Here is a 14,473-nt window from a genome sequence, read left to right as displayed (position 1 = left end):
AGCTGGAGCCGAAAGGAGTGAGACGTCGTGAAAGAGCTGGTACAGGACCGTTTGAGCAAGATGGACGATTTGGAGCAGAGACGTTTACTGAAAAATATGATGGCGGGGGTATTTATGAACCTTGTCGAATATCAGGAAGAAATGACCCGCCAGCTAGAACGGCGGGTATTTGAGGAAATTGAGAATACGGAAGAAAAGATTGATGTGTACGTGTCATTGACATCGCGTGAGGACTATGACCCGATTCATGAATTTTTATACCCTGTGTTACCGTCGGATACGGAGGAAAAGCAGATTGACATCAGCCATGTGGCAGAGGTGGTACGCGAAGGCGGATCGATGCCGCTGTTTACGCTTTTCCTTGAGATGGAGACCGAACGAATCTCAGCACTGGTGCGCAGCAAGCGAATTTTCTCAGGAATGTTGGTCACGGAAACCGGCAATTATCCGATTCGTTTTCGTCTGGAGCATAACCGTTCTTATATTTTAGAGATTGAGCAGTTATATCACACGTTTATGCAAAATGGCATGCCGTGGAAAACAATTAATCACCCGTACGCTTATAAGTTTGTGGACTGTGTATTGATTGGTGGAAACGGCGAGCCGGCCGCCCATGAAGAAATTCATGAAATTACAATTTCATTGGAGGAATTCGACGGTTTTAAGAAGGGTGACGTTTTTCCGCTTTGGAACATTGAAAGGCTATCTCTAAAGAACAGCGGCTTTCCTATACCCGCTATGGATCGTGTGAATTATGAGCATGTGCTGCCTTTGCGAAAAACAGGTCCTGAGCATGGTTACTTGATTGACGGGACTGAAGGCGATATCCGGTATATCAAGCGTACAGAAGAGGAACTGACGATTGTCACACCACGTGATAAGTCTGGCGAATGGAATGTGTTGAAGGTTACGAAGCCTGTTACAACGAGACTTAGTCGTCAGACTTATCCGTTATTGTCCAATCGGCGACAGGACAGCTTTTTGGGCCGCTATGCAGGAAAACAGGCCGTGATTGTCCGTGCCAAAGCGGAAATCATGCGCATCGTAAACTCGTTTGAAGCAGCGCAGGGGCTTGAGCTGGAACGTGTAGACATCTGGGGAGGTGCAGGGAGAAATGATGTAAGCAACCTTTTAACCAAAACCCAGACGTATCCGTTAAATCCGTTTGTCAGCGATAACGTACGGACAGAGGAAGGCAAGCAGATCATGCGTTTGGGGTTCAGACGTGGTTCTGACGATGTTTTGCCCACCGCGCCCGCTTATATTTTATCCGATTTAATGAGCTTTCTGGTATCGGAAGTGCAGATGTATTTTCCGGAGTACAAGTGTGAAGGAGAATGGGTGTGAATTACGTCTGGGATTTGCTCATGCGCGCGAGGGAACAGGGGCTGGATGTAGATAAATTCCGCTTCGTACCCGCTGTCAGTTACTCTCCGTATATGGAGCTTAGTCTGGCAGAGTTGAATACTTCCCATTTGGAGCAGGTAGTGGAAATCAATCCGTACTACCGCTTTTATTCTATTTTTCGGGATCTGTTTCCACCGGATGCTGAAGAGTATCTGGAGCTGAGAGAATCGCTATTTGATATTATGATGCATTTTCTGGCGGAAATGGACTTGTATCAAGGGATGAATCGGCGGGAGTACCATATCCGGTTTGTTCAGCGTGATATTGCAGAGGGCATTTTTGGCCCGAAGGTAAAGGAAGGCTTTGGACAATTAAACCGTGAGGATCAGGACGCGATTGCTGAAGGATTGCTGCGCCTGTATGAAACAGGAGAAGCCGTACATCTGCTAAAAGAAACGATGCGGCGCGTCTTTCATCGCTCAATCATCTACACCAATTGTGAGGAAAAAGACGAACTACTCATCTATATCGGCCAAGAGGAGACGCCATTGTCACGGATTAAAGTGGATTTGATTCTGGATTTGTTTCTTCCGGCACGTTTTACGACGGAATTGTATTGGACAAGTCATTTCGGCATTTTGGAGGAAGATCCTACGATGAAAATAGACGCTATCGCCCTCTATTAAGGCTAAATGGCTAAGAAAGGACATGTGAACGATGAACGGACCCTATACATACAGGTTGCTAGACCCGCTCACCGATCGAAAAAGCATACGCTTCACGGCGAAATACACGCGGGCGGAATTGGAGCAAATGACGACCTTTCAGTTACGCGGAATATGCGATAAGGAACGACTGGTCGAGGGCTTTGCCAATCGCCTAGCACGTGAAGAGTTGATTCGCGTGATTTTGCGATTTCGGAGCGCGGAAGAGCATTTACTCATCACAAGGCCGAATCCTGGCGGCTTTGAACGCATGGAATCGGCACTACAGCGAAACTGGAACGACCGTCGGCAGGAGAGCAGCGGTATCCGGGTTCCCGCCAAAATCACGCTGTATCAGGGTGTACGCACAGGTCGCATGGACAACTACCGGATTGAATCCGATTTGCCTTGGCTGAGCTCATCTAATGTGCTGCTGGTGAATGCAACAGGAGAACTGTGCGGTGTTTTGAATTTGGTGAAGGATGAGGCACGAACAGGCGTATATTATCTTTCTCGTCATCGTGATGCTGAACTGCGAGAGACGTCCAATCATAGTTATAGCCTGCTGTTTCTGCGAAGACAGGAATCAGAATATTTTTATAACCTCTACTATGGAGATAAGCCCATGCTGCCGCTGAAGCTTCAAGGCCACCGGGTTCCTGTGGCAGAGCTGATCATTCGGGGCACGGAAACAACAGATGCGGTGCTTGCGATTGATTTTGGCACCTCGAACACCACAGCAGGTGCTTATTTAGATAGTTCCTACGTTACGGCTCCTGATACAGGTATGAGCAGCACGGTAAGGTTGAACGCCATCAACTATGTGTCATTCCCCGGCCCACAAGGGGCAGAGGGTGACTGGATCGAAGTATTGCCGACTGCTATTCGCGTCGCAGACTGCTCCAATCCGGAACATATCCTTTATGTATTTGGGGAGGATGCACTACGTGGATCTGACGTGGCAGGCAGCCGTGCAACAGTATTGCGGGGGATCAAGCGGTGGGTCAACGATTATAAGCGAATCGAGGAATTAATGGATTCCGAGGGGAATACAGCAACTGCTTCCCGCAATGATATTTTAGCTGCTTTTATCCGTTATGTGATTGCTACAGCCGAGCAGCAATTTAAGTGTCGGTTCCGCAACCTGCACTTTTCTGCTCCGGTCAAGCTACAGCCCCAGTTTATAGAGATGTTTAGCGATATTTTGCCTGATTACCGGATTGAAGCGGAGGATGCGCTGGACGAAGGGTTGGCTGTGTTGTACAACACGCTGGCAGACCAGATGGAACGAGGGACTTTTGCGGATGGTGAAGAATATCAGGCACTTGTCATTGATTGTGGTGGAGGCACGACAGATTTGTCTTCCTGCCGATTCCGAATTGAGGACGGACGTATTGCTTACAAGCTGGATATTCACACAACATATGAAAACGGGGATACCAACTTTGGCGGCAATAATCTGACGTATCGGATTATGCAGTTTATGAAAATTGTATTTGCAGGTTATTATGCTGCCGAGACGCGTTTGCCTGACACCGATATTGATGCCCTGATCGGCATTCCTTCGGGAGATTTGTACCGTCATGTGGATGAGTTTGGTGTAGATGCTGTATATGCGGGACTGGAGGAGCGCTACCGAGAGGCAGAGGCCATCTTGCCTACCGCGTTCAAACAGTATGAGCATGCTACACGGGATGAATATCAGCGGGTACTGAGTAATTTTCATCTATTGTGGAGCGCGGCAGAAAATATGAAAAAGGAATTTTTTCTACGTACGGGGATCTTGCGCAGCCGCTTCGAATCCGAGCAGGTATTATCTGCTGAAAGCGACCTGAACATTGCAGTGATGGACCGTTGGCTGGTTTCAGTCATCGAGAACGGACGGTTTCGTGATGAATATGGTTTGCCTGATGTGGTGTTTAACATTCGGGAAATACAGCAGCTTCTTAAGGCGGACATCTACAATATTGTGCGCAAGTTTCTGGATGAGTTTTATCTGGAGGGACGCTTGCAGGATTATTCGATTATCAAGCTAACCGGGCAATCCTGCCGGATTGACGTATTTCGCGAAGCACTCAAGGAATTTGTACCGGGGCGCAGTATTGAGTTTCGTCAAAAGGCAGAGGACCTCAGCCGGGTACCTGAGTTGAAAATGGCCTGTCTGCGCGGGGCTATCCGTTACCTGAACGCTAAAAAAATGGGCACGATTGAGCCTGTCATTACCAATCATATTCCGGCTATTCCGTACACGGTCAGCGCATGGACGCATACGGGACGCGAGAAGGAGCTGATTGCGAGTTTGGAAAGCAATCGGGTACGCGGTTCTATTTCCCGGCCGTCTCATGCGGCTGAGGTGGAGTTCTTCCTGACGGCCGACGGCGGCAAGCTGCGTCAGCGCCATGTGTATCGTAGTCGGCCAGAAGCTTTTGAACCCATGCCGTATGAGGAAATTGCAGTGCTGTACGGGCGGGATATCCCGCAGGATGATACGGACTCCATCCGTAATGGGGAAACGAAATATTTTGTTTTTGTCGGAGATAGCCGCTGGGGCTTTTATGTAGTGCCGATTACTCGCCGAGATGAATTGCTGCATCTGGGACCCAAACGCTTTTTTGCCTTCGAGAATGATCTCTCCGAGCTGGATTTCTTTGACGGCACGAAATAGTAAATTAAGGGTTTTGCAAAATGCTGAAATTAGAAAAGTACACAACACTTGGAGGGGATAACGTGCTGTATGCAGGTTTTTGGAAACGAACTTTGGCTTATATCATCGATGGCCTTATTCTATGGTTTGTATTTTTAATATTTGGATTGATCTGGATGGTAATTCGGACCTTAGGGGATTGGGTACCGTCTCCGGCAGAAAGCTCTTTGCTCTCAGACGGATCGTCTTCTATTGTTACCATGAAAGTAATAGGACAGACCTTGCTGAATTGGGGAGCTATATGGCTATATTATGCGCTTATGGAATCATCCAAATGCAAAGCCACGGTGGGCAAGCTGGCTCTCGGCATCGTTGTAGTAGATGAGTTTAATCACAAGCTCAGCTTTGGACGTGCTAGTGCCCGCTACTGGAGTAAGCTTCTATCAGTCATCATTTTGTTCGCCGGCTTTATTATGGCAGCCTTTACGGCGAGAAAACAGGCTCTCCACGATCTGATTGCCCGTACCTACGTTGTGGACAAACGCGAGCTGAATTATATCCTTCGTGAGCAGGCTGGGCGCGGAGCTGGAATGTAACATTTAGGTTGGCACACAGATTCAAAGATTCTGATGAACAGCAGGCTTTAAACAGGAGGAGCAGCAGGATGTACGCTGGTTTTTGGAAAAGATTTTTAGCCCATTTGCTAGATTATACTATTTTATTTGTGACTATTCGTTTGATTGATACGTTGCCGTTTGTGACGATAGGGTTTGTCTCTGCGTTCGTAAAAATGCCGAATTTTTCGGAGTTTGTTTCACACTTAGACGATGTGTCGGTGAGAATTTTGGGAGCTATTATTATTTTTGGCCCTCTTTTATTGGATTGGCTTTACCACACCATCATGGAATCATCAAAATGCAGAGGAACGGTCGGCAAGCTGGCTGCGGGGATTGTCGTTGCGGATGAAAATAATGAAAAAATATCTTTCGGACGGGCCAACGCCCGCTACTGGGGTAAAATCATTAGCTTAGTCACTATATTTGTAGGCTATATCATGGCAGCTTTCACTGAAAAAAAGCAGGCGCTGCATGACAAAATCGCTCGTACCTATGTGGTGAACAAAAATTGGCTGGACTACTCTGAGTATATTAAGCAAAATCCATCGCTGACAGAGATGCCTGTCCCGGCTCCTGCACCCGGTGTGAATCGGTTGTCCGTTCCCTTGAATAAAGAAGAGCAGTAATGACGTCGCAGAGCGACCCGGCTGGCGCATAACGTTGCTAACGCAATGTCATTACTGAGGTGCCGGGCGACACTTGTGCCGAAATCGGCACGGAGAGGAGGAAACCACATGTTAACCCATATCGTGCCGAAGTTCGAGAAAGGCCGTATTCTCAAAACCGAGATGCTAGAGAACCTGCGGGACTACCCCCGCAGCTTTCTCGATATCCGGTATCAGGATTATTCGGATGGCATCATTACAGGAATGAACGTAACTGTCGGGGAGTACACGCTGACCATTGGTAGAGGCATCGTGAAGCACAAGGGTAGATTGTATCTGCTGGAGCAGGAGCAGGAAGTGCCGTATGCGGCCACAGGGCGGCTGTCGGTGTTGAAGCTGCTCTTTTTGGAACAAACAGATCGCCCGGATTTCACAGCCCATCATGCAGATATCGTGCTGGAGGATGAGGCAGAAATCGGTCTGGATGAGATGGAGCTGGGCCGATTCAAGCTCAAAGAGGGAGCCGTGCTTCGCTCGGATTATCAGGATTTTGCCGACATGGCAACGGAATTCAATACATGGAGTGATATCCATGCTCCTTTTGCGGGTTTGAAGCAGAGTACATTGCGCCCGGAGACGATGCGCTACTTCGCATCCGAGCTGCTTAAAAGTGGTGCATCCGATCCGATGGATTGTATGTTTGCCCTCATATGCCTGAACTCAGAAGCCGTAGACAGGGAGTCCATTCAGCATTACATCGCAAACCGAAATGGTGCGGAATACAGAGATTATTCTCATGCTCAGTTGCATAGACAGCTAGTTCTTATTCTGGAAGGCGCCGGACGTGGAAAACGAACAGCAGGCCGTTGGCAGGGCGGCGGAGCCGGACGGATGATTGTGGATTAGAAAATCAGGTAGAGGAGTGTGCATTATGAAATATGAGGATGAAAAGATTTTGGATCAGCTCCGTGAGATGGAGAAGCTGAAGAGGCCTAACAATATTTTAGCAGGACCCATAATCATTGACGGTCAATCCTATGTGTTTGAAGAGCGGTCTTTCTTTAAGGATCGGCTGAAAATGCATGTCCCCTCTATCTTTAGTCCAATGCCCAAGCATTTGCAAAAGATTAAATATCCTCATGAGCAACGTCCAGAAATGATTTTGACGAATGATTTGGGCAGTGTGGATGTTACCCTGAATCGGGTGGACCAGACGCTACAAGATGAATGGGTGGAACAGCTCACTTCTGGCATGAAGGCAATGATGAAAAATATGAATCCTGCCCATGTATTTTATGAAGAAAAAATAGAAGAGGTACATGGTAAGCAGATTGGCTATTTTGACTTTAAAAGTCCTGCGCTGGACCAGCCCATCTACCACAATATGTTCTACTTTGAGCTGGAAGGAAAGACGGTCATGGGAACATTTTGTTGTCCGTATAAGCAGTATGCTGAATGGCGGGATGTCGCCCTACAGATGATACGCACCATTCAAACGGTTGACGAGGCAGAAAAGGAGGGATATGAATGAGTAACCCCATTTACACCACGGCAGATGTACAAGTGGCCCCTTATCAGTTTCAGCGTGTATTAAGTATCCATCTCATTAAACAGTTAAACGAACATGTGAGCTTCTGCATACGTGGAATTGTTTCGGAGGACAAGCTGGATCAATACGTAGAAAAAGCAGATGAAGATGAGCACATCGAAGTCTTCTTAAAAAGTGAAGGCAAGGAGATCCGGTTTTTTCAGGGAATCGTCACGAATATTGCTGTAAAAGCTGTAAACGGAGTACGCGAGCTTACGATTGAGGCTAGCAGTGAAACCTTAATGATGGACATTCGCCCTAAACGTCGTTCATTCCAAAAAACAGGAGAGTCGTATAACAAACTGTTTTCGCATGTTACAAGTTCATATACTGATGCAGAAGTGATTGATGAGGCTTCTCATAGCGCAGCTATCGGTGAATTATTAGTGCAATATAATGAAACGGACTGGGCCTTTGTCAAAAGAATTGCTTCTCGGCTACATGCTGCTTTAATTCCAATTACGATGCAACAAGGACTGAAATATGTGATTGGTGTCCCCCATTCTAGTGCCCCTCAATCGCTGAACGAACATAACTATTCCATAAAAAAAGACTTGAAGGAGCACAAGCTCATGTCCCGTAACGGACTGCCGGAATATGGCGAGTCTAACAGCTTGAGCTATGAAGTGACCAGCAACAAAGTGCTAGAACTCGGTAGTTCCGTCATTTTTCACAAAAGAACGCTTTACATAGCCAAGGCGGAAACGACCACAGAAGGAAATCTGATCGTGAATCGTTACATTTTACGTGATGAACATGGGTTAAAATGCCCAACTGTCTATGCCTATGATCTGTCAGGAGCCTCTCTGTTTGGCAAGGTGATTGATATTTCCAAAGAGAAAGTAAAAATCAAGCTGGAAATTGATCAAGGCTCGAGTGCATCCGGGGCTATGTGGTTTCCCTATTCTACGGTTTATTCTTCTCCTGATGGCAGCGGCTGGTATGTTATGCCGGAAGCAGGGGATCAAATCCGTCTGTACTTTCCGGATGAACGGGAGCAGCATGCTTTTGCCGCCAGTTCTGTCGATCTTGCCTCCTCTGATCCTGTTAAAAGAAGTGATCCTGCGGTTAAAAGTATCAGCACCAAATACGGCAAACAAGTCGTTTTCAAGCCTGGTGCAGTAGAAATTATCAACAGTGGGCAAATGCTCATGCGTCTCACGGATGAAGGCGGGATCGAAATTAATAGTAACAAAAAAATAACCCTGTCTGCTCAGGAAGATATCCAAATTACAGGGGGAGCGAAAATTATTATGGAGGGGAAAGAAGGCGTAAGTTTTATTCAATCCGGAGCCAAACTCGACATCATGGACGATGTGAGATTAACCGGGGGTAAGGTGAACATTGAATGAAGCTCATGGATCGGGATGCTGCGTTGCAGGATTTGCTGGAAAAGCACGTATTTACGGAATGGATACATGATTTGGCTCTTATTGAAAACAACTTTCTGACGCGCCAGCAAGCCATTGAAGACGAGCTTATAGCAGCTCTAGAGTCGCTATGCCAGCTCGCTACCCTTCAGCACGAGCAAGGTCGTAAGGGGGATATTCGATATATTTATATCTCCTTGCTCAGAACTCGTGTTGCGAAAAATAAAGCGGTTTATCGTCTAGATGCCTATGATGAAAATTGGTTTCTGGATGAGACTGAATGCGCTGTGGAATGGTCGGCAGACTTTGTTTTCGAGCCTCTGTTCAATCGTATGACTAAGCTGGAAAAGCTTAAATCAGATTATGCCCGTAAGATCTCGACGATGGATATTGAACAAATTCAACAAATTGAGGCGGTCAAATACCATCTGCTCACTGTAGAGTTCTTGAAAAGCCAGATGCCAGTTTTTATAGCTTCCCCTTCGTTAGAAAGGATGCCAAAAGCAAATGTATGCACGATATTTGCTGGAGAGTATCGAGATGATAGCGAAATATTGTGCCGTTTTACGCGTAGTGAGGGAGCTGAGACACGAAAGGAGGAATCTTTATGGATTATTTCCTCTTAAAACAGGATGTGCGGTATACCCATGTTCCTGCGCTACAAAAGGTGATGGAAACGATTGATCCGTGGAAGCTGTATGATTTGCAGCCGGAGGATATTGTCAAGCCATTGATGTTTCACGTGAAGGCAGATGCAGAAAGTATTTTTATTGATTATCTAGAAAGTCCCATCCCACTCATTTCAGATGCTTTAAAACGCCTTGTCCAGGCCTATGTGCCGGAGATGCCTATGAAATTAACGATACTTACTCAGATCGAACAGAGGATACAGAAGAATTACTATATTCCTTTTGTGGAGCGGCTTGCAGCAGTACATCCAGAAAGCGAATGGAATTTAGATCAAAGTGTGCTTAGAAAGCTGGTATTACGTGCAGATGCTATTCGGGGCCACAAGATATTTACAATCCAGGAGAGTGCTATCCCGATGATCATCGTCCGTTTGGACATTGCAGAAAGTATACTGCGGCGTGATTATACCGGGATCGCTTTGGAGCAAATTCAGGTGAAATAGGGAGGGAAAGGGCACATGTCAGACAATGAGTATTATGTCGTACGGGGGGCTTGTATGCGTTGCACTTGCGGGACCCATCCTCGAAAGATCAATTTGCCGAACAGCCACGGGGCTTATGTTAACGGTAAACCCATGATGAATGAAGGAGATTATTCTCCTGAGAATGTCCCTCATTTTGGAATTTGTACCAGTCCAGAACAGCCGAGTGCCGAGACTATATATCTGATCGCCGAAGATGGATCCACAATCTCAGGGAAGCCATGCCTACCAATGCTGACGGATAAGTGGAAAAACACAAAAGAACCGACAAAGGTGGAAGGCCAGCCAGCCTTGACGACCTCTTCATTTCAGAGTTGTTTATATCATGGATTTATCGAATTTCATACGAATGGCCAGCAGGAGGAGTAGCTGGAAGGGAGGTTTGAAACATGATAGGATATGATCAGATTCGAATAGATTCCCCCTACCCCATTCAGGTCTTAAAGGATGTTCAGATCGAGTGGAAGCCGGGTGAGCATGGGCGTATTACACTCACAGGCATTTGTAAGGAGTCGAGTCATGCCACGGCTGCGCTGGATGCGACCTCAGAGGATCAGCTACATGTGTATGCGCAGAATGGACAAGAGGAAATCAGCTTGTTTAAGGGTGTCGTCCATACGGTAGAAGTTGAGAACCATAATGGAGTGTATACACTTACACTGGAAGGAATCAGTGGCTCATTTGAGCTGGATATTGTCAAAAGAAAGCGGTCTTTTCCTGAGGAGAAACACACATATAAACAGTTAGTGAATAAGCTTGCTCAAGGCTATGAGCGAAGTGATGTCTTGTACCAGACTGGAGAGCAGTCGGTAGGCGAAGCCATTTTACAGTATGATGAAACCGACTGGGAGTTTATGAAACGGATGGCGAGCCGTTTACATACAGTGGTGGTCAGCGACATATGGGAGTCCGCATCGCCGAAGCTGTATTTCGGCATGCCTGCTGGCACCCAGCGAACAATTCGGAAGGATACGCCATATACGGCAAGTAAGGATTTAAAGGGCTATCAGCGGGCAGGCGGAAAGTCAGCCGGGCTACATGATACCGACTTTTTCAAATACGAGATTGAAAGCGGAGAACGGTATGCTCTTGGAGACGAGGTGCAATTTCGCCAGAAAATAATGATTGTAACTGAATTGCGAAGCCGCATGGAAAAGGGGCATTTGCTATTCAGTTATGTGTTGGCCCGCGCAGAGGGCATTCGCAGTGATTTCATCCCCAATCCCAAAACAATCGGAATTTCTCTGGAAGGAGAGGTCATTGCGGTACGGGGAGAGGAAGTGAAGCTGCGGCTGGCGATTGATAAGGATGATGGGGTATCCGAGCCGCATTGGTATCCGTTCGCTCCCCCAACGGGAAGTGCGATGTACAGTATGCCGAAGGTGGGAACACAGGCAAGCCTGTACTTTCCAGATGCGTCTGGTTCCAGAGCAATGATTTTGGGTGCGGTTCGTACAAATGGAGACGGTTGCGCGAAAACGAGTAATCCTAATGATCGATATTTTGGAACGGAGCATGGAAGTGAGCTGAAAATGGCACCGGGTCGCATCCATATCATGGGTGATCCGGGTGGGACATTGCAGATGAGTCTGGACGATGCTACTGGGATTGAATTAACTAGTCCCAAGAAGTTATCGTTAGAAGCAGAGCAAGAAATCATTCTGAATACGCCGAAGAAAATCATTATTGATGGAACCAGCCAGGTCATGGCGTATCAAACGGGAGGAAGCACGGGGCTTTCGGTAGAAAACGAATACCACGTGTTGGGAGGAAACGTCTGGGCGGACGGTAGCGACCGAACTGCATACCCGCCGTTTGATGATGAACCGAAGGAAGGCGAGCCACCTCCACCGCCGCCACCCCCTGAACCGTTTAACTGGGGCAAGCTGGGGATGAATATTTTGGGCGGTTTGGCAGTTGTGGCAGCCGTAGCCGTGGTAGCAGCCATTACGGTAGCGACGCTTGGAGCGGGTACGGTGGTCATTGCAGCGGTAGCCGGAGGAGCGCTGCTGGCGGGTGGCTTGGGTGTAGCAAGCTTGGCCGCATCAGATATCGCCCGAGGGGAAGTGAGCGACTTCAGCGACTATGCCCTGACCGGCTTGAAGGAAGCGGGAATCGGGGCGGTATCTGGAGCAATCTTTGGCCCTCTCGGTGTAGGGGGAACCTTACTGAGGAAAGCAGCGATCGGCGGTGTCACAAATGCTGCGGAAAATCTAGCGAGTCAGGTGCTGAGTGGTGAAAAGATCAACTGGGGCTCAGTAGCAAAGGACGCGGGATTGGGTTTTGTCACCGTAGGCGTACTGGATTCCAAAGTAGGCAAGGCCATTGGCGGATTCGCTGAAAAAGTAGGCAGCAAAGTTACACCGCAATGGATTAGCAAAGGTGTAGATGCAGTCGGGGCAGGCTTTGGCAAAGCTGTAACCAAGCTGGAGCAGGCCGGCAGTAAACTGGGCCAGAAGTTCAATGAGCAGCTGAGTAAAATGGCAGACGGCCTCAGCCCCGGGAAGTTGGCCACAGCCAACGGAGCGCCAGTTCCGCACGTTAATAAGATGGACAGCGGACCACTTCCACAGACGGATGTGCAGAAGAATTACAACAAGGTCATGAAGGAAATGGAAGAGAACGCGGCGAAAAAGGTTGAGGGAACAGTAGGAAGTAAAGAAAAAGTAACTGTTAAGAAGTATGGTGAGTGGAAATATGATAAATCTGGGAAGCAAAAGCATCACCTTAATCAAGATGCTGCATTTAAAAAAGATGGGAATGGCAAACAGGTAATCCCGTCAGATGAAGGATATACTATCGAATTAGAGGGCAATGCATTTAAGGATGTTGGTTCACCACATTTTATGGCACATAAAACTATGGAAGAATTTTTTAATAGATATAGAAAAGGGGATAAAAAAGGTTTAATTCCTACAAATGCTGAATATAACGTAGCATTATATAAATCGTTGAGAAAGGCCGGATTAACCGAAAAACAAACCTTAGATGTAGTGGAGAAAGCTAGAAGCCAACGGTTAAAATATGGTTTACAAGATGATGATCCAATACCAAAAATACCAGGACAAATAAATTCTATATATAAATATTTATTTCAAAAAATAAAACTAAACTGAGGGGAAGAAAATGAACGAAGTAAAGGATTTTTACGATAATACAATATCTAAAATTGACTTTTTCAGTAACTGTGGGGATGCTATTAATGCTACACTCAATGTTAATGTTACGCAAGTACGTAACTGGGTTGATGTTGAAAAAAAAGTTAATTCTACTTGGGATAATGTTAGACTCCAAATAAGAAATCAACTAACTTCGACTCTACATGAGAATTGGCGAGAAGAATACAGACAGTGGAATAATATTACTATGGAGGCTAAATTATTACTTAAGGATGGAGTCCTTAAAAATATTTCTACTTTTATAGAAAGAAATAAATTAAACAATTGTATATATGAGAGCGTTGAGTGGGATTTGCTTACTGCAATGATGGAATATGCCTATAGCACGTATGTAAAACCAGGCTTTCATACAGAATTGTTGGAAATATATAATTCAGGACATATACCTTGTGGTTGGAAAGGGAAGTGGCCTCAAGGAAGCCTATTGGTATTCTAACAGCCTATGGGAGGACTTCAATACAAAGAGATTGCTTATAAGAGGAAGTGATAATATTGGATATAAATAATCAATTATTAGAACATTATAAGAAATACATTGGTGAGCCAGATTTAATAAATATAGAGACCGTTTCAGAAAGTCTAAATATAAACTTAATCATTTTTCGAGCAAACGACCAAAGAGACTTTCATACTATTATAACGTCAGGAATGAGCTTACTACCTGCACAAGTTTCAGAAGATAATAAAGATTGGGAATATACAGAACTTATCATGTATCTTCCGGCATCATGGCCTGTGGCTAAAGAGGATATTAAAGATTTTAAAGATTATTGGCCATTTGGTTGGCTAAGAAAACTTGGCAAGTTCCCGCATGAAAGAAACACATGGTTTTGTTATGGAGACACTATACCTAATGGGGATCCTCCAGAACCAATTGCAAATGACAATAATTTCACTTGTATGCTATTATTACCTCCTATTCGTGAAGATGAAGGATTTAGCTCGTTAATGTTAAGTAAAGATAAAACAATACAATTTTTAGTTGTTTGTCCAATATATCAGGAAGAAATGGAATTTCAACTATCAAAAGGTTTTGGTGCTCTTCTTGAAAAGTTTGATGAATACAACGTAAATGATATTGTTGAAGTTAATAGATTAAATGCATGTAAATAAAGATATTAATAGCTAATTAAAAGAGCGAGAATAACAGATTGTAAAAAGAATTCACACAATTAATTGGCCCCAAAATTATAATTTATCTTAAAAAACTTATTTCACTCGAACATGAGAGGAATAAGTTTTTTTCTC

The 14,473-nt window shown here is 45.7% G+C and carries 14 protein-coding genes; all 14 read left to right on the top strand.

The window, feature by feature from the left end:
• Positions 1–27 precede the first annotated feature (27 nt).
• The 14 genes from MHH57_RS18320 to MHH57_RS18255 all read left to right on the top strand — a co-directional run bounded on the left by MHH57_RS18320 (position 28) and on the right by MHH57_RS18255 (position 14,338).
• Positions 28–1,347: a normocyte-binding protein gene (locus MHH57_RS18320; protein WP_165149637.1), complete on the top strand. Its 1,320-nt coding sequence runs from the start codon at positions 28–30 to the stop codon at positions 1,345–1,347.
• Positions 1,344–2,033, top strand: a complete 690-nt coding sequence (locus MHH57_RS18315; RefSeq protein WP_134902813.1) for an iron-dependent peroxidase — start codon at positions 1,344–1,346, stop codon at positions 2,031–2,033. Before MHH57_RS18320 ends, MHH57_RS18315 begins: the two co-directional genes overlap by 4 nt.
• A 31-nt stretch (positions 2,034–2,064) precedes the next feature.
• Positions 2,065–4,716 carry a molecular chaperone gene (locus MHH57_RS18310; protein ID WP_342434375.1) on the top strand — a complete coding sequence of 884 codons (2,652 nt, stop codon included), beginning with the start codon at positions 2,065–2,067 and terminating at the stop codon, positions 4,714–4,716.
• Positions 4,717–4,778: 62 nt separating this feature from the next.
• Positions 4,779–5,291 (top strand): RDD family protein, encoded by a 513-nt coding sequence (locus MHH57_RS18305; protein WP_029515675.1) that lies wholly within the window; start codon positions 4,779–4,781, stop codon positions 5,289–5,291.
• Between the two features lie 68 nt (positions 5,292–5,359).
• Positions 5,360–5,938 (top strand): RDD family protein, encoded by a 579-nt coding sequence (locus tag MHH57_RS18300; RefSeq protein ID WP_029515674.1) that lies wholly within the window; start codon positions 5,360–5,362, stop codon positions 5,936–5,938.
• Between the two features lie 108 nt (positions 5,939–6,046).
• Positions 6,047–6,823 carry a hypothetical protein gene (locus MHH57_RS18295; protein WP_029515673.1) on the top strand — a complete coding sequence of 259 codons (777 nt, stop codon included), beginning with the start codon at positions 6,047–6,049 and terminating at the stop codon, positions 6,821–6,823.
• Positions 6,824–6,848: 25 nt separating this feature from the next.
• On the top strand, positions 6,849–7,448 hold the full coding sequence (locus MHH57_RS18290) for a hypothetical protein (protein WP_039272935.1): 600 nt from the start codon (positions 6,849–6,851) through the stop codon (positions 7,446–7,448).
• Positions 7,445–8,857 (top strand): contractile injection system protein, VgrG/Pvc8 family, encoded by a 1,413-nt coding sequence (locus MHH57_RS18285; protein ID WP_069012497.1) that lies wholly within the window; start codon positions 7,445–7,447, stop codon positions 8,855–8,857. The genes MHH57_RS18290 and MHH57_RS18285 overlap by 4 nt, the downstream gene beginning before the upstream one ends.
• Entirely contained in the window at positions 8,854–9,501 is a 648-nt protein-coding gene (locus MHH57_RS18280) for a hypothetical protein (RefSeq protein WP_069012498.1), read from the top strand. The genes MHH57_RS18285 and MHH57_RS18280 overlap by 4 nt, the downstream gene beginning before the upstream one ends.
• Positions 9,483–10,007 carry a hypothetical protein gene (locus MHH57_RS18275; RefSeq protein WP_069012499.1) on the top strand — a complete coding sequence of 175 codons (525 nt, stop codon included), beginning with the start codon at positions 9,483–9,485 and terminating at the stop codon, positions 10,005–10,007. The genes MHH57_RS18280 and MHH57_RS18275 overlap by 19 nt, the downstream gene beginning before the upstream one ends.
• A 15-nt stretch (positions 10,008–10,022) precedes the next feature.
• Positions 10,023–10,415: a DUF4280 domain-containing protein gene (locus tag MHH57_RS18270; RefSeq protein WP_069012500.1), complete on the top strand. Its 393-nt coding sequence runs from the start codon at positions 10,023–10,025 to the stop codon at positions 10,413–10,415.
• 20 nt (positions 10,416–10,435) lie between these two features.
• Positions 10,436–13,162, top strand: a complete 2,727-nt coding sequence (locus MHH57_RS18265; RefSeq protein ID WP_342434374.1) for a hypothetical protein — start codon at positions 10,436–10,438, stop codon at positions 13,160–13,162.
• A gap of 10 nt (positions 13,163–13,172) precedes the next feature.
• On the top strand, positions 13,173–13,661 hold the full coding sequence (locus tag MHH57_RS18260; protein WP_029515665.1) for a hypothetical protein: 489 nt from the start codon (positions 13,173–13,175) through the stop codon (positions 13,659–13,661).
• Between the two features lie 56 nt (positions 13,662–13,717).
• Complete coding sequence (locus tag MHH57_RS18255) at positions 13,718–14,338, top strand: suppressor of fused domain protein (RefSeq protein ID WP_051718019.1); 621 nt, start codon at positions 13,718–13,720, stop codon at positions 14,336–14,338.
• Positions 14,339–14,473 lie beyond the last annotated feature (135 nt).

Source organism: Paenibacillus sp. FSL H7-0442 (genome assembly GCF_038593105.1).
Taxonomy (GTDB): domain Bacteria; phylum Bacillota; class Bacilli; order Paenibacillales; family Paenibacillaceae; genus Paenibacillus; species Paenibacillus polymyxa_D.
The sequence above is the reverse complement of the archived record's forward strand: the minus strand, read 5'-3'. Positions and strand labels throughout refer to the sequence as shown.